This window comes from Stutzerimonas stutzeri SDM-LAC (genome assembly GCF_000235745.1).
Taxonomy (GTDB): domain Bacteria; phylum Pseudomonadota; class Gammaproteobacteria; order Pseudomonadales; family Pseudomonadaceae; genus Stutzerimonas; species Stutzerimonas stutzeri_H.
This window is the reverse complement of the sequence record NZ_AGSX01000071.1, coordinates 1-1,197: the sequence shown is the minus strand read 5'-3', so window position 1 is coordinate 1,197 and position 1,197 is coordinate 1. Positions and strand designations below refer to the sequence as shown.

Annotated in this window: 1 protein-coding gene; it reads right to left on the bottom strand. The window is 62.1% G+C overall.

Annotation, left to right across the window (positions count from 1 at the left end; genetic code table 11):
* Positions 1 to 1,061, bottom strand: a 1,061-nt coding sequence (locus PSTU_RS0109030) for a 3-deoxy-7-phosphoheptulonate synthase (RefSeq protein ID WP_036992874.1), incomplete at its 3' end; no start/stop codon positions are given.
* Positions 1,062 to 1,197 lie beyond the last annotated feature (136 nt).

The following is a 1,197-nucleotide window of genomic DNA, read 5'->3' as shown; positions in this document are numbered from 1 at the left end:
AGCCGATCCGCCGCCTGACGCAGTATTGCCTCGGTGGTCGCCCAGCCCAGGCAACCATCGGTGACGGACACGCCATATTTCAGTTTGCCCGACAGCGGCTGACAGCCGTCGAACAGGTGACTCTCAAGCATCACGCCGCGCAGAGTCGAATCGCCAGCCATACGCTGATCAATAATGGACGTCAGCACCGCCGGCTGGCTCAGGGGATCTTTCCCGCTGTTGGCATGACTGCAGTCGACCAAGATGCGCGGAGCAATGCCCTGGCGCTGCAACGTGTCGCGGGCCTTTGCGACGCTGTCTTCGTCGAAATTCGGTCCTGAGTGTCCGCCACGTAACACCAGATGGGTATCCCCATTGCCGCTCGTGCTCAGCAGCGCTGGATGCCCCAGCTCATCGATTCCGAAGTGTTGATGCGGATGCTCAGCCGAGCGCATGGCATCACAGGCAATCCCGAGGCTGCCATCGGTCCCGTTCTTGAAACCCACCGGCAGGTCGAGCCCGCTGACCATCTCACGGTGAATTTGCGACTCGCTAGTACGTGCACCGATCGCCGCCCAGCCAAGCAGGTCATCGAAATAGCCCGCCGCCAGGGGCTGCAACAGCTCAGAGGCGATCGGCAGCCCATACCCCAGGATATCCAGCATCAACCGGCGCGACAGGTGCAGCCCTTCGGCCATATCACCGCTGCCATCGAGTCGCGGATCGTAAACCAGCCCCTTCCAACCGACGGTCGTACGCGGTTTCTCGACGTAGGTACGCATTACCAGCAGCAGCTGATCGCTGACCTGCGGGGCCAGTTCAGCCAGCCGCGCGGCATATTCCAGTGCGGACACCGGATCATGCAACGAGCAAGGGCCAACCACCACCAGCAGGCGCGGGTCATCGCCGTTGAGCACGGCGCGAATGGCCTTTCGATGATCTCGGACACACTCGTCAAGCGATGCGCTGAGGGGCAGCCGTTGACGCATTAAAGCGGGACTCGGTAACGGAAGAGCGCTACGTCTGGCTGGGACGGAGGACGTGTTGCAACTAAGGGCTGAGGCGTTGATTGGTGCATTCATGACTGGCGGTCCTTTGGCCGGCGCGGCATCTGTGCCGCGTCGGCGCTAGCGAAGTGTTCGGTCTGGGTGTGTAGGTGCGGCGGTCGTGAGGCGGCTAAATCGCCAGTCATAGCGGTAGGTGCGGTAAGCGATGGTG